At 67.5% G+C, this 17,238-nt stretch carries 16 protein-coding genes and 1 tRNA gene; 9 read left to right on the forward strand and 8 right to left on the reverse strand.

Annotated features, from left to right (window positions below; genetic code table 11):
- Positions 1–8 precede the first annotated feature (8 nt).
- From AC5JBD_RS09040 to AC5JBD_RS09050, 3 genes are all read right to left on the reverse strand, one after another.
- The gene (locus AC5JBD_RS09040) at positions 9–2,567 is read right to left on the reverse strand and encodes a penicillin-binding protein 1A (protein WP_495721466.1); all 2,559 of its coding nucleotides are present in this window, start codon (positions 2,565–2,567) and stop codon (positions 9–11) included.
- A gap of 81 nt (positions 2,568–2,648) precedes the next feature.
- A complete protein-coding gene (locus AC5JBD_RS09045; protein ID WP_495721467.1) occupies positions 2,649–3,056 on the reverse strand; it encodes a DUF2147 domain-containing protein in 408 nt (135 codons plus the stop codon).
- A 22-nt stretch (positions 3,057–3,078) separates the two neighbouring features.
- Entirely contained in the window at positions 3,079–3,972 is an 894-nt protein-coding gene (locus tag AC5JBD_RS09050; RefSeq protein WP_495721468.1) for an N-acetylmuramoyl-L-alanine amidase family protein, read from the reverse strand.
- 456 nt (positions 3,973–4,428) lie between these two features.
- Here AC5JBD_RS09050 and AC5JBD_RS09055 point away from each other — a divergent pair, with 456 nt between their 5' ends.
- From AC5JBD_RS09055 to AC5JBD_RS09065, 3 genes are all read left to right on the forward strand, one after another.
- Positions 4,429–6,996 (forward strand): Rne/Rng family ribonuclease, encoded by a 2,568-nt coding sequence (locus AC5JBD_RS09055; protein WP_495721469.1) that lies wholly within the window; start codon positions 4,429–4,431, stop codon positions 6,994–6,996.
- A 79-nt stretch (positions 6,997–7,075) separates the two neighbouring features.
- On the forward strand, positions 7,076–8,521 hold the full coding sequence (locus AC5JBD_RS09060; protein ID WP_495721470.1) for a M48 family metalloprotease: 1,446 nt from the start codon (positions 7,076–7,078) through the stop codon (positions 8,519–8,521).
- Complete coding sequence (locus AC5JBD_RS09065) at positions 8,518–9,228, forward strand: DsbA family protein (protein ID WP_495721471.1); 711 nt, start codon at positions 8,518–8,520, stop codon at positions 9,226–9,228. Before AC5JBD_RS09060 ends, AC5JBD_RS09065 begins: the two co-directional genes overlap by 4 nt.
- Here AC5JBD_RS09065 and AC5JBD_RS09070 read toward each other — a convergent pair whose 3' ends face one another.
- The 3 genes from AC5JBD_RS09070 to AC5JBD_RS09080 are packed head-to-tail and all read right to left on the reverse strand — an operon-like array spanning position 9,229 to position 11,341.
- On the reverse strand, positions 9,229–9,624 hold the full coding sequence (locus AC5JBD_RS09070; protein ID WP_495721472.1) for a DUF6157 family protein: 396 nt from the start codon (positions 9,622–9,624) through the stop codon (positions 9,229–9,231).
- Entirely contained in the window at positions 9,624–10,292 is a 669-nt protein-coding gene (locus tag AC5JBD_RS09075; protein ID WP_495721473.1) for an RlmE family RNA methyltransferase, read from the reverse strand. Before AC5JBD_RS09075 ends, AC5JBD_RS09070 begins: the two co-directional genes overlap by 1 nt.
- A complete protein-coding gene (locus AC5JBD_RS09080) occupies positions 10,289–11,341 on the reverse strand; it encodes a Ppx/GppA phosphatase family protein (protein WP_495721474.1) in 1,053 nt (350 codons plus the stop codon). Before AC5JBD_RS09080 ends, AC5JBD_RS09075 begins: the two co-directional genes overlap by 4 nt.
- Positions 11,342–11,490: 149 nt before the next feature.
- On the opposite strand from AC5JBD_RS09080, the gene AC5JBD_RS09085 reads away from it, so the two are divergent.
- The 3 genes from AC5JBD_RS09085 (at position 11,491) to AC5JBD_RS09095 (ending at position 12,239) form a co-directional block, all read left to right on the forward strand.
- Positions 11,491–11,564 (forward strand) — tRNA-Gln (locus AC5JBD_RS09085).
- A 21-nt stretch (positions 11,565–11,585) separates the two neighbouring features.
- On the forward strand, positions 11,586–11,837 hold the full coding sequence (locus tag AC5JBD_RS09090; RefSeq protein WP_495721475.1) for a hypothetical protein: 252 nt from the start codon (positions 11,586–11,588) through the stop codon (positions 11,835–11,837).
- A gap of 33 nt (positions 11,838–11,870) precedes the next feature.
- Complete coding sequence (locus AC5JBD_RS09095; RefSeq protein WP_495721476.1) at positions 11,871–12,239, forward strand: GFA family protein; 369 nt, start codon at positions 11,871–11,873, stop codon at positions 12,237–12,239.
- A 22-nt stretch (positions 12,240–12,261) separates the two neighbouring features.
- On the opposite strand, the gene AC5JBD_RS09100 is transcribed toward AC5JBD_RS09095, so the two are convergent.
- Positions 12,262–12,717 carry an ABA4-like family protein gene (locus AC5JBD_RS09100; protein ID WP_495721477.1) on the reverse strand — a complete coding sequence of 152 codons (456 nt, stop codon included), beginning with the start codon at positions 12,715–12,717 and terminating at the stop codon, positions 12,262–12,264.
- A gap of 70 nt (positions 12,718–12,787) precedes the next feature.
- Between AC5JBD_RS09100 and AC5JBD_RS09105 the strand changes: the two genes are divergently transcribed.
- Together AC5JBD_RS09105 and alr are read left to right on the forward strand one after the other, a co-directional pair.
- A complete protein-coding gene (locus AC5JBD_RS09105; RefSeq protein WP_495721478.1) occupies positions 12,788–14,395 on the forward strand; it encodes an MFS transporter in 1,608 nt (535 codons plus the stop codon).
- Positions 14,396–14,421: 26 nt separating this feature from the next.
- On the forward strand, positions 14,422–15,468 hold the full coding sequence (alr, locus tag AC5JBD_RS09110) for an alanine racemase (protein ID WP_495721479.1): 1,047 nt from the start codon (positions 14,422–14,424) through the stop codon (positions 15,466–15,468).
- Between the two features lie 9 nt (positions 15,469–15,477).
- Here the strand turns inward: alr and AC5JBD_RS09115 are convergent, their stop codons facing one another.
- Complete coding sequence (locus AC5JBD_RS09115; protein ID WP_495721480.1) at positions 15,478–16,473, reverse strand: 2OG-Fe(II) oxygenase; 996 nt, start codon at positions 16,471–16,473, stop codon at positions 15,478–15,480.
- Positions 16,474–16,575: 102 nt separating this feature from the next.
- Here AC5JBD_RS09115 and AC5JBD_RS09120 point away from each other — a divergent pair, with 102 nt between their 5' ends.
- Positions 16,576–17,223 carry a hypothetical protein gene (locus tag AC5JBD_RS09120; protein ID WP_495721481.1) on the forward strand — a complete coding sequence of 216 codons (648 nt, stop codon included), beginning with the start codon at positions 16,576–16,578 and terminating at the stop codon, positions 17,221–17,223.
- The last annotated feature ends 15 nt before the right edge of the window (positions 17,224–17,238 follow it).

A 17,238-nucleotide genomic window follows, 5' to 3' on the forward strand; every position in this document is an offset into this window, starting at 1 on the left:
AGGCGGACCTAGTAAATCCCGCCCTCTCTTTGCAAGAAGTCGCTGTCGGGCCGAACGACGGGGCCGCCCATGCCGGATTGGCGGCGGGACCGCGCCTGGATCGCCTGCTCGAGACGGGCCTTCAGATCCTCGCGGCTGGCGACCTCGTAGCGGGTGGCGGTGCGGCGCGGCTCGCTTTCGGGCTTGAACGCCTCCCAGATCACCGCCGCCTTGGGCTCGGTCGCGCTCGGCCAGGCGCCGAACACCTTCTTGCCGGAGCGGCGATCGATCCGGACCATGCGCACCCCCTGCGGCGCCCGGAACGGCACCACCGGCATGTCCTTGAACGCCTTGATCGCGAAATCCTTGAAGATCGGCGCAGCGAGGCGGCCGCCCTGGGCATAATGGCCCATCGGCCGCGGCTGATCGAAGCCCATGTAGACACCCGCGACTACATCCTGCGTGCCGCCGATGAACCAGACGTTGGTCGGGCCGGTCGAGGTGCCGGTCTTGCCGAAGAGCGGCCACTTCAGGTCGCGCAGGCTTTGGGCGGTGCCGCGGGTGACGACGCCCTCCAGGATATGGACCATCTGATAGGCGGTGATCGGGTCCATCAACTGCTTGGTGCGGAGCGGCGGGCGCGGCATCGGCCGGCCGTCCCAGTCACCCGCGTTGCAAGCATTGTTCATCGCGCCGCAGCGCGTGTCGGCGCGGTAGATCACTTTGCCGCGCCGGTCCTGGATATAGTCGACCAGGCTCGGCTTCACTTCCTTGCCCTGATTGGCGAGGATGGCGAAGGCATTGGTCATTTTGAGCGCCGTCGTGTCGCCGGCGCCGAGCGAGATCGACAGATAATTCTCATAGTCGCCCACGCCGAGGCGCCGGGCGAGCCTGGTCACATTGTTCATGCCGGTCTGGTTGGCGGCGCGGACCGTCATCAGGTTGCGCGACTGTTCGAGGCCCCAGCGCATGGTCTGTGGCCCGGCATTGCCGCCGGAGAAGTTGCGGAAGCATTTCTGCGGCAGAGCGGGACCCTGGCTGACGCAGAAGGGGCCGTCGATGATGATCGAGGCGGGCGTCATGCCGGCGTCGAGCGCGGCCGCATAGACGACCGGCTTGAAGGTCGAACCCGGCTGGCGCAGCGCCTGCGTCGCGCGGTTGAAGGAGGAGCCGCGCACGTCCCAGCCGCCCTGCATGGCGAGCACGCGGCCGGTCGCGACTTCCTGCGCGACGAAGGCGCCGCCGATCTCGGGCACCGATCGCAGTGCATAATCGTCGGTGCCGTTGCGCTTGACCGCGATGATCATGCCCGGGCGAAGGAAGTCGAAGGCCGGTCCGCCGCCGCCACGCTTCGGCATCGAGGCCGCAGAGCGGGGGAGGGTGGCGGTGGTGCCGTCGGAGAAGCCGATCGTCGCAGCGCTGCCATCCTTGTCGACGACCACGGCCGAGCGCCAGTCATCGTAGCCGACGCCGTAGTCGGCGATGGCGAGCTGGCTGCGCCAATCCTTGGACATGTCGATGCTGAGTCCGGGATCGCGCCAGCCGCGGCCGCCGTCATAGCGCATCAGGCCGTCGCGAAGGGCATTCTCGGCCGCCTTCTGCATCTCGGGATTATACGGCGTGCGCACCCACAGGCCGCCGGCATAGACGCTGTTGGGGCCGGTCTCCGCATTCTCGCCATAGCGTTCGACGAGGAGGCGGCGGACCTCCTCCATATAATAGCCGCCGACATTCTTGACGGTGTTGCGGGCGCCGCGGACAGTGCCGAGCGGCTGGGCCGCGGCGGCGGCGCGCTCGGCTTCCGTGATGAAGCCGTTGCGGGCCATCTCGGACAGGACGAAATTGCGGCGGGCCAGGGCGCGCTCATTGTGCCGCTCGGGCGTGTAGTTGCTCGGCGCCTTGGGCAGGATGGCGAGATAGGCGGCCTCGTGCAGCGCCAGATCGTCGACATCCTTGTCGAAATAGGCGCGCGCCGCCGCCTGCACGCCATAGGCGTTCCGGCCGAGGAAGATTTGGTTGAGGTAGAGCTCGAGGATCTGCTGCTTGGTCAGCACATCCTCGATGCGGCGGGCGAGGAACAGCTCGCGGATCTTGCGGGTGTAGCTGAGCTCATTGGTGAGCAGCAGGTTCTTGGCGACCTGCTGGGTGATGGTGGAGGCGCCGACCGGGCGGCCGCTATTCTGGAGGTTGGTGATGATCGCCCGGAAGATGCCCGGATAGTCGATGCCGCCATGAGTGAAGAAGGTGCGGTCCTCGGCGGCCAGGAACGCTTGGATCAGCTGGCGCGGATATTCCTCGTAGGAGAGCTGGACGCGGCGTTCACGGGCGAAGGTCTGGATCGGCTCGCCGTTGATGCCGCGCACGTTGCTCGGCAGCGGCGGCTCGTAGGTCAGCAGCGATTCCGCCGACGGCAGGTCGCGCGTGAAGATCGCCCACAGCAGCAGATAGAAGAGCAGCCCAAGGAGGGCGAGGAGTGCCAGCACCTTCACCCACGTCCGGCCCCAGGCGCGGCGCAGGAACGGGGTGACCCGGCCGGCAGAGTGACGGAACTGGGCGAAGCGGGTCGGCTGGACGGCGTCGATACTCATGTGCGGGCGGCTTTAGACCATTGCGCGCAAAGGGTGAAGGGAGTGCGACGCTGCGTCGGTGCGTCTGAACCCGGCCGAACGTCAGCGCGCCCGCGTCCAGCGCTGCGACTGGCAGATGAAGGCGATGCAGCCGGACACCTTGAGCGAGCCGTCCGGATTGAGCCGGAGCATCGAGCGATAGGTGCGGCCCGAATTGGGGTCATAGATCCGGCCTCCGCTCAGCCCCTTCGCGTCCGGTGTGAAGCCGGTCAGGATCGGCAGCCCGATGACGGGCCGCGAGCGCAGCTTCGGATCCGGATTGTTGACGTCGTTGCCCTTCCAGTCAGGCGTGCGCCGCAGGATCCGCGCGACCCTGCCGCACCAGCTCCCGCCGCAGCGGGCGATCGTCACCGTCGCGCTCTTGTCCTCGACCAGCCACTCGCCGGCAAGATCAGGTGCGGCCAAAGCGGGAGCGGGGAGAAGGGCGAGCAACAACAGGAGTGCACGCATGGCAGGGCTCCTCATCGAAAGGTCACCGGCTTGCCAGCCGGGCGAGACGCTGCGCCTGACGCATCATGCGCGTGGCGAAATGGGTTTCGATGGCGCGGCGCATGCCGGTGGCGATCTGCTGCTGGCCTTCGGGCGACTGGATGTAGGCGCTGTCGTGCGGGTTGGTGAGGTAGCCGGTCTCGAACAGGACCGAGGGGATGTCGGGCGCCTTCAGCACGATGAAGGAGGCGAAGCGGTGCGGGTCCGGGCGGAACGGGAAGAAAGGGGAGGCTTCGCGCATCAGCAGGCGGGCGAAGTCGGCCGAGACGTTCATGCTCTCGCGCTGGGCAAGGTCGATCAGGATCATGTTGACGTCGGCGTTGCGGCCGCGGAGGTTCACGCCGCCGATGACGTCGGACTGGTTCTCGCCGCTCGCAAGCAACGCCGCCTCCCGGTCGGAAGCCACTTCGGAGAGGGTGTAGACGGTGGCGCCACGCGCCTCGTCGCTGAGCGGCGCGGCGTCGGCATGGACCGAGACGAACAGCTCGGCGCCGAGGCGGCGGGCGATCTCGAAGCGCTCGCGCAGCTCGATGAAGCGGTCGCCGTCGCGGGTGAGGGCGACGCGCATCTTCCCCGACCGCACCAGCTCGTCGCGGATCGCGCGGGCGAGCTCGAGCGTGATCTCCTTTTCGGCGCGGCCATTATCGGTCGCTGTCGCGCCGGAATCGCGGCCGCCATGGCCGGCATCGATGACCACCAGCGGCCGGTTCGGATCGTCGGCGCCAACGATGGCGGGGTCATCGGGTCGGGGCCCGGATGTCGCCGCCTCGACCGGCACCGTCACTTCGTTCCGGGCGGGGACTTCCACGGTTTTGGCGCTGCCGATCAGGCTTGGAGCAAGGCTCAGCAGGGCGGACAGTAACGCGGTCAGCAACATGGCCCTTTCTGCCGTGCGATGCGCCTTCCGGTCCAGCGGAAATGCGGCTGGAGGACGAGCCTTAAAGTGTTGCCGCTTGTATCAACCGATGCTAGCACTCACCTTAGCGGTTCGAAGGCCGACGGAGCCTTCCGTCACAAGATCGGGCCGTGACGATTTTGCCGGCGGTGCAAGCCGGTCTTCTAGGTTGACGCTGCATGAGGCATGTTTCCCCGCTGATCCGACGCTCCCTTGCGGGCGTTCCGGCAGCGGCCCCATGGCTGGCATTTTCGCCCGGCCTGCCCCTCGCAGCAGACACATATTTTCTTTCAACCCGGACATTCGAGGCGCGCGCCAGGTCGGCCGCGCCTTCGTCCATTTATGAGCGCGCGAACCGCGCTGCCCACCAGGGACATCCAACGACAACATGGTTCGGCGGACCCCCGGGCGTGGCGGCACGCGCGTGGAGTGACATCAATGACAATGCGCATGCTGATCGACGCGCGCCACCAGGAAGAAACTCGGGTGGCCGTGGTCAAGGGGAACCGGATCGAGGAGTTTGACTTCGAATCCGCCGAGCACAAGCAGCTCAAGGGCAATATCTATCTCGCCAAGGTAACCAGGGTCGAGCCGTCGCTGCAGGCGGCCTTTGTCGATTATGGCGGCAACCGCCACGGCTTCCTGGCCTTCAGCGAAATCCACCCCGATTACTACCAGATCCCGAAGGAGGATCGCGAGGCCCTGCTCCGCGAGGAGGCCGAACACGCCGCCGAGGAGGAGCGCCTCCGCGCCGCCGAGGACGCCCGCTACGAGAATGACGACAGCGGCGAGACGCTGGAGAGCTCGGGCGCCGAAGAGGACCAGATCGAGGAGGTCGGCGACGATGCCGGCGGTCCGGCCGAAGAAGGCGACGAGGACGCACCCGCGCCGTCTAAGGCTGCCACCACCAACGGCTCCGACGAAAATGCCGCCGACGAGTTGCGCCGCAAGCGCCAGAATCTGCGTCGCCGCTACAAGATCCAGGACGTCATCCGCCGCCGCCAAGTGCTGCTCGTCCAGGTCGTCAAGGAAGAGCGCGGCAACAAGGGCGCGGCGCTCACCACCTATCTGAGCCTTGCCGGCCGCTATTGCGTGCTGATGCCGAACACGAGCCATGGCGGCGGCATCAGCCGCAAGATCTCGAACGGCGCCGATCGTAAGCGCCTCAAGCAGATCATGGCCGATCTGGCGCTGCCCTCGACGATGGGCTGCATCGTCCGCACCGCCGGCCTGTCGCGCACCAAGACCGAGATCAAGCGCGACTTCGACTATCTCGCCCGCCTCTGGGACGAGATCCGCGAGAAGACGCTGAAGAGCGCGGCGCCGGCGCTCATCTACGGCGACAGCGACCTTGTGAAGCGCGCGATCCGCGACATCTACAACCGCGATATCGACGAAGTCATCGTCGAGGGCGACGACGGCTACAAGGCGGCGCGCAACTTCATGAAGCTGCTGATGCCGAGCCACGCCAAGCGCGTGCAGAATTATGTCGATCCGGTGCCGCTCTTCCAGCGCTTTGGCGTCGAGGACCAGCTTGCCGGCATGTACCAGCCGCTCGTCCAGCTGAAATCCGGTGGCTATCTCGTGATCAACCCGACCGAGGCTCTGGTCTCGATCGACATCAACTCCGGCCGCTCGACCCGCGAGCACAATATCGAGCAGACCGCCTACGCGACCAACATCGAGGCGGCGAACGAGATCGCCCGCCAGCTGCGCCTGCGCGACATGGCGGGTCTGGTGGTCATCGACTTCATCGACATGGAATCGAACGGCCATGTCCGGAAGGTCGAGAAGGCGATGAAGGAGGCGCTGAAGAACGATCGCGCCCGCATCCAGGTCGGCCGCATCTCTTCGTTCGGGCTGATGGAGATGAGCCGCCAGCGCCTGCGCACCGGGGTGCTCGAAGCGTCGACCAAGCCCTGCCCGCATTGCGAGGGCTCGGGCCTGATGCGCACAGCCTCTTCGGCGGGCCTGTCGGCGCTGCGTATGCTGGAGGATGAGGCGGCGCGGGGACGCGGCAGCCGCATCGTGCTGCGCGCAGGACGCGAGGCCGCCATCTACGTGCTCAACCGTAAGCGTCACGAGATCGCCGAGGTCGAGCAGCGCTACGGCGTCATGGTCGAGGTGCTGATCGACGAGAGCTTCGAAGGCGCCAAGATGAGCGTTGAGTCGCTCGGGCCGCCGCCGCTTCAGCGGCCGCGGATCGAGGCGCCTGTCGTCGACGAGGAGGAGGATCTCGCTCCGGAGGTCGACGAGGAGGAAGAAGAGGAAGAGGACGAAGAAGACGAGCAGGAGGAGGCCCGCGAGGAGCGGCGTCCCCAGCAGTCGCAGCAGCCTCGCGAACGCTCCGACGAGGAAGGCGATCGCGGCCGCAAACGCCGCCGCCGCCGCGGGCGCAGGGGCGGCCGGCGCAGGGAAGGCGAAGGCCGCGAAGAAGGCGGTCCTGAGCAGGGCGAGGCGGAGGTCGCGGCCGATGCGGCCGAGGTTCAGGCCGATCAGGAGCCCGGCGGCGAAGCGCCTGCCCCTGAACCTCAGCCGGACGAGGAGGGCGAGGATAAGCCGCGGCGCGGCCGTCGCCGCCCGCGTGCCCGCAAATCGGACGTCCAGCCCGAAGCGGTAACTGCGCCGGTCGCCGAAACGGCATCCGAGGCGGCGCCCGCTCCCGAGGCTGCGGCTCAGCCCGAACCCGAACCGCAAGTCGCAGAAGAGGCGCCCAAGCCGAAGCGGGCGCGGCGCCGCAAGGCGGATGCCGAGGCTCCGGCCGCGGAGGAGAGCGCGGCTCCGCAGGCGGCGAACGATCAGGATGGCGGTGAGCCGCCCAAGCCGCGCGGCCGCAGGCGCAAGGCTGCGGAGCCGGTGGAAGCCGCCGCCGCCCAGCCTGCCTCACCCGAAGCGCCCGTGCTCGCCCGCGAGAGCAACGGCGACACGTCTGCGGACGACGCCGCCGACGAAGGCGATGCCGGCCCGCCCCGCCGGGGCTGGTGGCAGCGCACCTTCGGCGGCTAAGATGTTGATCCTCCTCCCGCTTGGGAGCGGGAGGAGGACTTAATGGGGGGTTCAGGCGCGGTTGGAGAAAAGCGTGCGCATGGCTGAAGCTTCCCGACCGAGCCGCCGGATCAGCAACCTGCTCGCCCGGCTGGCGATGCTGATCGCCTTGAGCTTCACTGCGGTCTTGCATCCCGCGGCGGCCCAGTCGATCCTCCGCGATGCCGAGACCGAGGCGCTGTTCCGCGACATGTCGCGCCCGCTCATCGAGGCCGCGGGTCTGCGGCCCGAGAACGTCCAGGTCGTGCTGGTCGGCGACAAGTCGATCAACGCCTTCGTCGCCGGCGGGCAGATCGTCTACATCCATTCCGGCCTGATCACCGCCGCCGACACTGCCAACGAGGTGCAGGGCGTGATCGCCCACGAGCTCGGGCATATCACCGGCGGCCACGTGATCAGCGGCAGCGAGGGCGCCAAGACCGCGACCGGCATCATGCTGCTGTCGGTGCTGCTCGGCGCCGCTGCGATGGCGATGGGCGGGGGCGAGGCCGGGGCGGGCATCATGGCGGCCGGCCAGCAGGCCGCGCTCGGCAAGTTCCTCGCCTTTAACCGCGTGCAGGAGTCGGCGGCCGACCAGGCCGGCGCGAGCTTCCTCACCAAATCCGGGATCAGCGGCAAGGGATCGCTGTCCTTTTTCGAGAAGCTGCAGAACCAGGAGTTCCGCCTCGCCATCCCGCAGGAGGACAGCTACGCGCGCACCCACCCGCTGACCGGCGAGCGCATGGCGATGCTCGAAAATCTCTACCAGGCAGACCCCGCTTGGGAGAAGCCGACCGATCCGGCGCTCGAGGCTCGCTTCCAGCGGGTGAAGGCGAAATTGTTCGGCTACGTCGAGGATCCGAAGCGGACGCTCGTCAAATATCCGGAGACCGACAAGAGCATCCCGGCCCGTTATGCGCGGGCCTATGCCTGGCACAAAAGCGCCTATCCCGACCGTGCCAATGCGGAGGTAGAGGGCCTGCTCAAGCTCGATCCGCGCGATCCTTATTATCTCGAGCTCAAGGGCCAGGTGCTGCTCGAATCCGGCAAGCCCAAGGAGGCGCTGGAACCGCTTCGCCAGGCGATCGCGATTGCGCCGGACCAACCGCTCATCTCGGCCCTGTTCGGGCACGCCCTGATCTCGACCGAGGACAGCGCCAATTTCGAGGAGGCGAAGCAAGTGCTCCGCTCGGCCATCGGCCGTGACAACAGCAATCCGTTCGCCTGGTATCAGCTCGGCATCATCTACGACCGCGAAGGCGATCGCGCCGGGGCTGCGCTGGCGACGGCTGAGCGTCACAGCCTGCAGGGCAATGCGATGGCGGCGATGGCCAGCGCGCGGATGGCGATGGCAGGTGCGAAGCCGGGCACGCGCGAGTGTCTGAGGGCCACCGATATCGCAATGGCGTCGCGCGCGCTGCTCGAGCAGGACAAGTCGACCGCCAAGCAACTCGAGCGGTCCGACAAGCGCGTGCCAGCGGTGACCGCGTGCGGGGGCGCAGGATGAATCGTGCAGCCCTGCTCGCGGGTGCGGGCGGGATCCTGATCGGGGCGTCGGCCATGGTGATCGCCGGCGGCAGCGGTTTCGGGCCGCGCAGCGAGCGCGCCGAGATCGAGGCGATCGTCCACGATTATATCCTCGCCAATCCCGAGATCCTCCCCGACGCGATGCGGCGCCTTCAGGATCGCGAGGTCGCCAAGGTGGTGGACGCGAACCGGCAGGCGCTGGAGACGCCGTTCGGCGGAGCCTGGGCGGGGGCGAAGGATGCGGACGTCGTGCTGGTCGAGTTCTTCGACTATGCCTGCGGCTTCTGCCGCAAGAGCAATGCCGACGTCGAACGGCTGCTCGACGAGGACAAGAAGCTCAAGGTCGTTTGGCGCGAATGGCCGGTGCTGGGCCAGGACAGCCTCGCCGCGGCGGAAGCCAGCCTAGCCGCCGCGAGCCAGGGACGTTTCCGCGACTATCATGACCGGCTGTTCGCTCAGGGCCGCCCGACGCCCGGCGCTGTTGCTGCGGCCACGACTGGAGCCGGCGTCGCGCACGCCCATGCTTCGCCCGAATATCGCCGCGAGATCGAGAAGAATTACGAACTCGCCCGCGGCATCGGCGCGACCGGCACACCGACCTTCGTGGTCGGCAACAAGGTGCTGCAGGGCGCCGTCGGCTATGACGCGCTCAAGGCCGCGATCGCGGAAGCGCGTTCGAGCAGCTGATCAGCCAGCGCGTTTGTTTCGCATCGCCGCGACGATCTTGAGTCCTTCGCTGGCGACCAGACGATCGTATTCCTCGCTGCCGCGGGCAACGAGCGCGATCCGTTCTTCGGCATCGTGGTGGATGCCCCAGCCGAATCTCTTCGCCAGCGGAGATGCCCTGAGACAGGCCTGGGGCTTGGCGAAGAATGCCTCACGCTCCTCGGTCGTCCCCGCCAGTCCCTTTCGCTGTTTCTCAGCCTCGAACAGCAGATCGTCGCTGGTCATCGAATAAGGCGGCCGCTGCGCGAGGATTGCATGCTGGATGCCCGCTATGCCTTTCGTGGGCTCCTCGCCGATCTGGGCGGGACAATCCGCTGCGGCGGTGATGAAGGTGCTGCGGTAATTGGTGCTGCCCATCAGTCGTCGGAGCGTCCCTTGAAGCCTTGAGCCACTACATACCATTCGCTCGAGCCCTTGCGGCTGGCGGGCGGCTTGGCGTGCTTCACCGTTGCGAAGTTCTTCTTGAGCGCCGCCACGAGATCGTTGTCGGCGCCGCCTGCGAGCACCTTGGCGACATAGGCGCCGCCGTGGCGCAGCACTTCTGTAGCAAATAGCAGGCCCGCTTCGACCAGCGCCATCGTGCGGAGATGATCGGTCTGCGGATGGCCGACAGTGTTCGCGGCCATGTCGGACAGGACGAGGTCGGCAGGGCCGCCGAGTTCCTCCTTGAGCCGCTCGGGCGCGGCATCGTCCATGAAGTCCATCTGGAGGATGGCGACGCCGTCGAGCGGGTCGGTGGGCAGCAGGTCGATGCCCACGACGACCGCCTTGGGCGCCTTCTTGCGTACCACCTGGCTCCAGCCGCCCGGCGCGATGCCGAGGTCGACGACGCGCTGCACGCCCTTCAGGAAGCCGAACCGCTCGTCGAGCTCGATCAGCTTGTAGGCCGCGCGGGAGCGATAGCCCTCCGCCTTGGCGCGCTTCACATAGGGATCGTTGAGCTGGCGCTCGAGCCATTTGGTCGAGCCGACCTTGCGCCCCTTGGCTGTCTTGACGCGGGTCCTGAGGCCGCGATCCTGGCTCATATCTTGTGGCCGTCGCGGGCCATCAGCGAGCGCAGGATGCCTTCGCGGATGCCGCGGTCGGCGACGCCAAGGATCCTCGCGGGCCAGATGTCCATGATCGCCTCCAGGATCGCGCAGCCGGCAACCACCAGGTCGGCGCGTTCGAGGCCGATGCAGGGGAGGCCGGCGCGTTCCTCCAGCGTCATCCGCGACATCATGCGGCTGATCTCGCGCATCGATTCCGTCGGCACCATCAGCCCGTCGATCGCGCGGCGGTCGTAGCTCGGCAAGGCGAGATGGACGCTGGCGAGGGTCGTCACCGTGCCGCTGGTGCCCATCAGCCGCAGGTCCTGCTTGTCGCCGGGCAGCTGTTCGGCGAAGCGGCGGAAGGCGTGGCGCACGCGCTCACGCATGCGGACATAGGCCGCGAGATGCTCCTCCGCGCCCTTATGGTCGCGGCCTTCGCTTTCGGTCAGCGAGACGACGCCCCAGGGCGCGCTCCACCAGCTCTTGATGCGGGGCGTGGCGTCGCCGTCCGTGTCGACCAGCACCAGCTCCGTCGAGCCGCCGCCAATGTCGAAGATGAGGGCGGGGCCGTCGCCGGGCTCGAGCAGGCGGTGGCAGCCGAGCATCGCCAGGCGCGCTTCCTCCTGGGGCGGGATGATGTCGAGGGCGATGCCGGTCTCGCGATAAACACGCTCGACAAACTCGCGGCCGTTGACGGCGCGGCGGCAGGCCTCGGTCGCGACCGAGCGCGCGATCGAGACGCGGCGGCGCCTCAACTTGTCGGCGCAGATCGAGAGGGCGGACAAGGCGCGGTCCATCGCCGCATCGCTGAGGCGGCCGCTGCCGGCCAGTCCCTCGCCGAGGCGGACGACGCGCGAAAAGGCGTCGACCACGACGAAGCCGTCATCGACCGGACGAGCCACGAGCAGGCGACAATTGTTGGTGCCCAGATCGAGCGCGCCATAGGTGTGACGTGGACTGTAGCGCCGCTCGGGGCGGGCGGGGGCCGCATGGGCCGGCGTCGGTGCCGGGGCCTGCGGAGCCGTGGCGGCACCTTGCGCCATGCTCGTTCTACACTCTTATGTTCTCGTGAGGCGACGGGAGCCGCCTTTGACCTGAGGCCAAGCTACACGTAAGGCATCGGTGGGGCAAGCAGCGGGGGCCGCGGCGGCGTTGACACTCAAGGCCTCGCCGCCTATCTCGCGCGCCTCACTGCCCGATCGTCTAATGGTAAGACTACGGACTCTGACTCCGTCAATCGAGGTTCGAATCCTCGTCGGGCATCCATCTCCGGCACGTGAAGCGCCCATGTCCCATTTGGGATATGTCCCGCCCGCCGCTCTTCGCGCTATTCGCGCGTGCGAGATGAAGTTCGATGCGACGCACAAGGGCTACGGCATTCGGTTCCGGAAAAGCGACCGCTTGTACGCGTTGATCTTTCGGCCTGGCTATACGCGCCCGCTGAAGGACATTCCCGCCGCCGATCCGGACGAGGGCGACAGCATCCTGCTCGAGCGGGCGCATCAGATCATCGAGCGCGACCTGCGCCCGCAGGGGTAGATTTCGTGCCCGCCCTGCATCAGAGGCGGGACCATGCGCATAGCGGGCGGATGTCATTGCGGGGCGGTGCGGTTCGAGGCGGACGTGCCGCATGAGGTCGAGGTGCTCGACTGCAATTGCTCGATCTGCTCGGCGACCGGCTTCAAGCATATCACGGTGCCGCACGAGCGGTTCCGGCTGCTCTCGGGCGAACAGGCGCTGACCAGCTATCGCTTCGGCACAGGCGCCGCCAACCACCTCTTCTGCAGCGTCTGCGGCATCAAGAGCTTCTACCAGCCGCGCTCGCACCCCGAGGCATGGAGCGTGAACCTCAACGCGCTCGACGATCCGGGCAGGCTCTGCGTGACCATGAGGGCCTTCGACGGCCACGACTGGGAGCGGTCGCGCGAGGGCCTCGACTGAGCCGCAGGCTGCGCCTCGCGGTCTAGGCCACGCTACCCTCATTGCCCGGGCTTCGGCCAAGGCTCGTCCGTGCGATCAGGTAGAGGAGGAGGCCCGCAGGGCCGAACAAAAACGTCATCACGGCGCAGGGGAGCAGCAGCAATGCGGGTATGCCGCGGCGCGTGCCGTCGCGCGCGATCCAGGTGCCGACCACCATGTCGAAGGCGAGATAATGGAGCCAGCCCGCGGCCAGCGCGGCATCGTTGGCGAAGACGCGGCGGATTTCCGCAAGGGAGCCGAAGTCGGTCCCGCCTGCGGCTTTGATGCCGGCCACGATCAGCGCGACATAAGCTATCGCGATAATGCCCGGCACTGCCAGCCCCGTCGCCTGCCATGTCCGCCGCCTCATCGCCGGGACGAACAGCGCGATCAGCAGCGGGATCCAGGCGATGAGGGCAAGCAGGCTCGCCAGCGAGAAAGCAGTGTTTGGATCGATCATCTGTATCCTCCTCGGCGCTTGTCGCTCGATGGCTAACTGGTAAGCTCGCACAAAACAAAGGGGAGGGGCCGTGGCCACGATCGCCGCGACGGGAGAGCATCAGCCGACGAAGAAGGACATCAGGCTCGTCATCACGGCTTCGTCGCTCGGCACCGTCTTCGAATGGTATGACTTCTTCATCTACGGTACGCTGGCGGCGATCGTCGGGCGGACCTTCTTCCCGGCCGGCAATCCTACGATCGAGCTGCTGCTTTCCCTTGCCGGTTTCGCGGTCGGCTTCGGGTTTCGCCCGCTGGGCGCGGTGCTGTTCGGCTATCTGGGCGACAGGCTGGGGCGCAAATATACGTTCCTCGTCACCATCACGCTGATGGGTCTCGCCACCGCCGCGGTCGGCTTCGTGCCCTCGGCCGCGTCGATCGGCTATGCGGCGCCGGCGATCGTGATTTTCCTGCGCATTTTGCAGGGACTGGCGCTCGGCGGCGAATATGGCGGGGCGGCCATTTACGTGGCCGAACATGCGCCGGACGAAAACCGCGGCTTCTATACCAGCTTCATCCAGGCGAGCGTGGCGGGCGGCTTCGTGCTGTCGCTGGCCGTGGTGCTCGGCACTCAGTCGCTGGTGGGCGCCGAGGCGTGGAACGCCTGGGGCTGGCGCATCCCTTTCATCTTCTCGCTGCTGCTGCTCGCCGTCTCGCTCTGGATGCGCCTCAAGCTTTCCGAGAGCCCGGTGTTCAAGGCGATGAAGGAGGAGGGCGAGCTCGCCCGCAATCCGCTGAAGGAGACCTTCACCTATCCGGGCAACGGCCGCCGCCTGTTCGTCGCGCTGTTCGGCATCGCCGCGGGGCTCACCGTGATCTGGTACACGGCCATGTTCCAGGTGCTCTATATCCTCCAGAACGCGCTCAAGGTCGAGGATGCGATGGCGCAGACCCTGGTCGGGATCGGCGCCTGCGCCGGGCTCGTCTGGTTCGTGCTCTTCGGCCGGCTGTCGGACCGGGTCGGGCGCAAGAAGCCGATCGTGATTGGCTATGCCCTGACCCTGCTGCTGCTCTTCCCGATCTTCTGGCTGATCGGCAGCGCCGCCAACCCGCAGCTCGCCGCCGCTTCGACACGCGCGCCGATCGTGATCGAGCGGCAGGCCTGCGCGTTCAATCCGTTCGCCAAGCAGCAGAAGGATTTCTGCGGCCAGGCCCTCGGAGAGCTCACTCGCCTCGGCGCGCAATACCACTTCGCACCGCGGTCCGGCGCGGCGTCAGCCGAAGGCCTGACGGTGCGCGTGGGGCAGGGGACGCATGCGGTCACCGACGTCAAGCAGATCCAGCCGATTTTGGAGGAGGCCGGCTACCGCTTCGAGAAGGTGAAGCCGCAGGGCACCGCAATCCTCGTCATCCTGATCGGGGTGCTGGCCCTCAGCGCCCTCTCCGGTATGACCTATGGACCCGTCGCGGCCTTGCTGTCGGAGCTGTTCCCGCCGCGCATCCGCTACAGCTCGATGTCGATCCCCTATCACATAGGCACCGGCTATTTCGGCGGATTCCTGCCGGTGATAAGCCAGTATATCATCGCCCGCACCGGCGACCCCTATTCGGGCCTCTGGTATACCTTCGCGGTGGTGGCGCTGGCGCTGGTGGTGACCCTGATCTGGCTGCCGGAAACGGTCGGCAAGAAGTTGCACTGACGGCGCGCCGCCGTCTAACCAAGCGCGTGACCCGACCTCATAGCCCGCTTCGCCTGCACATCGACGGTGCCGCGCTCGTGTCGAACTGGCGCTGGCTCGCCCGGATGAGCGGACCCGCGGCCTGCGGTGCTGCGGTGAAGGCGAACGGCTACGGCCTAGGCGCCATCGAGGTTGTCGAGCGTCTCGGTGAGGCGGGGTGTCGCGACTTCTTCGTCGCGACCTGGACCGAGGCCGAGCCGCTGCTGCCGATCCTCGACGGCGCATCGCTGTCGGTGCTGCACGGCCTGGCCGAGGAGGATGTGCCCAACGCCGCTGTTTCGGCCGCGCGGCCGGTCCTCAACACGCCGCTCCAGGTCGCACGCTGGCGCCAAACGGCGCCGGACCGGCCCTGCGACGTGATGGTCGATACCGGCATGAACCGGCTCGGCCTGGCCCCGCGCGACATCGAGGACGGCCTGCTCGAGGGGCTGCGCATCGAGACCCTGATGAGCCATCTCGCCTGCGCGGACGAGGACGTGGCGATGAACCGGGCGCAGCGGGACGCCTTCGCGGCGCTCGCCGGGCGGACGCAGGCGCGGCGCCTCAGCTTTGCCAACAGCGCCGGCATCTGTCTGGGCCCCGATTATGCGTTTGATCTGACGCGGCCGGGCCTCGCCCTCTACGGCGGCATCCCACGTCCCGAGGCGGAGGGGCATCTTCGTCAGGTCGTGCGGCTGGAGGCGCAGATCATCCAGCGGCGGCGCGTGCCGAGCGGCGGCGCAGTCGGATACAACGCGACCTTTGCCGCCGAGCGGGACATGGAGCTGGCGATCGTCAACCTCGGTTATGCCGACGGCTATCTGCGCGGTTTCTCCGGCAGCGGACGCGCCCGCATCGGCGACGGTTTCGCGCCGGTCGTCGGCCGCGTCTCGATGGACCTTACCGCCATCTGCGTCGACTCCGCGCCGGAGCTGGCGGAAGGCGACTGGATCGAGCTGGATTTCGATCTCGCCCGCGCCTCCGCGCAGTCCGGGCTCTCGCAATATGAGCTGCTGACGACGCTCGGGAAGCGGCACGAGCGGCGCTGGACCTGAGCCGAGGCTTCAGGGGCAGCTTGGCAGAAGCGGCCGCGGCGGCGGGAAGTGGAAGGCCTGCTGCCGGATCCAGCGGGTGGCGATCAGCTTGGTGCCGCCGGTGACCGGAGCACCGACGTGCAGCGCCATCTGGTCCGGGCGGCCGTCTGCCGTAACATTGCGGAAGATGAGCGCGTCGCCGGTGTTGCCGCGGAAGGAGAGGCCGGTGCGTGGGAACTGGGTTTCGCCACCCTGATAGCCCTGGTTGAGGTAGAGCAGCACGGTCAGGATGCGCTGGTTCGGTTCCGAGGCCAGGGCATCCATATGCGCGCGATATTCGGCGCCGCGCTGGTAGCGCAGCATCTGAAGGGGCTCGCCCTGCCTATAGTCCGTCCCCGTCATCGCTGCGATCCGGCGATTGATCGCGCTGACGACGAGATCCTCGATATGGACGCCGAACACCGCCCCGTCCGAGGTGCGGATCGGATGCGGGACGACGCGGCCGGTCGCGGGGTCGACCACTGAGGAAGGCTGGAGAAAGGGGCTCCCGAGGGCGCCGATATACTCGAATTCGTCGCGTGTGGCGAAGGCGTGGCATGCCGAGACCAACGGCCTGTCGCTCAGCGGCCGGGGTTCGGGCGTTGCCGCGGGAAAACCTTGCTCGTCGAGGTCCATGGCATCGAGGAGCCTGAGCTGGGCACGGGCACGCTGCGAACGTGACCTCAGCGCGCGGAGCGAATCGACGGCGGCGGGCCAGTCGAGTTCGCCGCCCGTGCCGCTTGCGAGAAAGGAGGCGTGGAGCAGGGCGGCATCCTCATTGCCGGCCGCGCCTGCCTGGCCGAGCAGGGTGCGGGCCGCCTTGAGGTCGCGCGGGATGATCGTGCCGGCGATCGACCATTGCGCCAGCTCGATGGTGGCGCCGACGTCTCCTGCTCGCGCGGAGGAGGCGAGCAGGCGGGCCGCCTCGGGCACTCGCCGGGCGTCGAGAAGCGCCTGCACCTGCCTGACCGTCGCGTTCGTCGCCATCGGACGTGGTTAGGCGGCCCGAAGTCAGAAGAGAAGGGGCAGGGGCAGCATGCGCCGCTCACCTGCTTGCGCTCGGCGTGGCGGGAGATTAGCCGATCCGGCATGAAGGTGATCGGGAACTATCATGAGGACGGCTACGCGCATTTGCAGGGGCTGATCCCGGCCGAGGTCGCGCAGGCGTTCCTTACGGGCCTCAAGCAGGACATGGGCCCCGATCCGATCCCGCTCAGCCGCGTGCAGAACCATCCCAATTTGCTGCGCCGCGCGGCGTTCGAGGTCTACGGCCATCACTACAAGCCGATGCTCTTCTTCCTGTGGGGCCTGACGCCGATCGTCAGCAATATCGTTGGCCGCGAGCTGCTCCCGACCTACGATTATTTCCGCGTCTATCGCGAGGGCGACGTCTGCCGCGTGCATTCGGACCGCTATTCATGCGAGCACAGCCTCTCGCTGACGCTGGATTATAGCGACGGCGAGCCGTGGGACCTGCAGATCGGCAAGGAGCATGTCGAACCGTCATCCCGCGTCGAGGAAGATTTCGGGTCCGAACCTTATGGATCCCTCGCGATGGCCGTCGGCGACGCGGTCCTCTACCAGGGCGTGAACCATCGTCACGGACGGATGACGCCGAACCCGAACGGCTGGTCCGCGCACCTGTTCCTGCACTGGGTCGACCGGGACGGGCCGCATCGCCAGCACGCCTTCGACGGCAACGCCAACCCCGCCCAGGTGAACTTCACCTTCTCCTGAGGGGGGAAACAGCGG

It is taken from the genome of Allosphingosinicella sp. (assembly GCF_059502505.1).

Bases quoted from the DNA above. Each gene is read 5' to 3' on its own strand.
- AC5JBD_RS09040 (WP_495721466.1), bottom strand. From the start codon at position 2,567: ATGAGTATCGACGCCGTCCAGCCGACCCGCTTCGCCCAGTTCCGTCAC.
- AC5JBD_RS09045 (WP_495721467.1), bottom strand. From the start codon at position 3,056: ATGCGTGCACTCCTGTTGTTGCTCGCCCTTCTCCCCGCTCCCGCTTTG.
- AC5JBD_RS09050 (WP_495721468.1), bottom strand. From the start codon at position 3,972: ATGTTGCTGACCGCGTTACTGTCCGCCCTGCTGAGCCTTGCTCCAAGC.
- AC5JBD_RS09055 (WP_495721469.1), top strand. From the start codon at position 4,429: ATGACAATGCGCATGCTGATCGACGCGCGCCACCAGGAAGAAACTCGG.
- AC5JBD_RS09060 (WP_495721470.1), top strand. From the start codon at position 7,076: ATGGCTGAAGCTTCCCGACCGAGCCGCCGGATCAGCAACCTGCTCGCC.
- AC5JBD_RS09065 (WP_495721471.1), top strand. From the start codon at position 8,518: ATGAATCGTGCAGCCCTGCTCGCGGGTGCGGGCGGGATCCTGATCGGG.
- AC5JBD_RS09070 (WP_495721472.1), bottom strand. From the start codon at position 9,624: ATGGGCAGCACCAATTACCGCAGCACCTTCATCACCGCCGCAGCGGAT.
- AC5JBD_RS09075 (WP_495721473.1), bottom strand. From the start codon at position 10,292: ATGAGCCAGGATCGCGGCCTCAGGACCCGCGTCAAGACAGCCAAGGGG.
- AC5JBD_RS09080 (WP_495721474.1), bottom strand. From the start codon at position 11,341: ATGGCGCAAGGTGCCGCCACGGCTCCGCAGGCCCCGGCACCGACGCCG.
- AC5JBD_RS09090 (WP_495721475.1), top strand. From the start codon at position 11,586: ATGTCCCATTTGGGATATGTCCCGCCCGCCGCTCTTCGCGCTATTCGC.
- AC5JBD_RS09095 (WP_495721476.1), top strand. From the start codon at position 11,871: ATGCGCATAGCGGGCGGATGTCATTGCGGGGCGGTGCGGTTCGAGGCG.
- AC5JBD_RS09100 (WP_495721477.1), bottom strand. From the start codon at position 12,717: ATGATCGATCCAAACACTGCTTTCTCGCTGGCGAGCCTGCTTGCCCTC.
- AC5JBD_RS09115 (WP_495721480.1), bottom strand. From the start codon at position 16,473: ATGGCGACGAACGCGACGGTCAGGCAGGTGCAGGCGCTTCTCGACGCC.
- AC5JBD_RS09120 (WP_495721481.1), top strand. From the start codon at position 16,576: ATGAAGGTGATCGGGAACTATCATGAGGACGGCTACGCGCATTTGCAG.